A 455-nucleotide genomic window follows, 5' to 3' on the forward strand; every position below is an offset into this window, starting at 1 on the left:
GACTACACGGGTATCTAATCCTGTTTGCTCCCCACGCTTTCGAGCCTCAGCGTCAGAAATGTTCCAGAGCGCCGCCTTCGCCACCGGCCTTCCTCCCGATCTCTACGCATTTCACCGCTACACCGGGAATTCCGCGCTCCTCTCCCATCCTCTAGCCGAGCAGTCCCCTCCGCACTTTCCGGGTTAGGCCCGGAGATTTCACGAAGGGCTTACCCAACCGCCTACGCTCCCTGTACGCCCAGTAAATCCGAACAACGCTTGCCACCTTCGTATTACCGCGGCTGCTGGCACGAAGTTAGCCGTGGCTGCTTCTGGAGGTACCGTCCAAGTGGTTACCCACTCCATCTTCCCTCCCGAAAGGGGTTTACAATCCGAAGACCTTCATCCCCCACGCGGCGTCGCTGCGTCAGGCTGTCGCCCATTGCGCAATATTCCTTACTGCTGCCCCCCGTAGG

At 59.6% G+C, this 455-nt stretch carries 1 rRNA gene; it reads right to left on the reverse strand.

What is annotated here, in order from left to right:
* Positions 1–455, reverse strand: a 16S ribosomal RNA gene (locus ACTHS3_RS16935); the annotation flags it as partial.

This window comes from Neisseria sp. P0009.S007 (assembly GCF_051962515.1).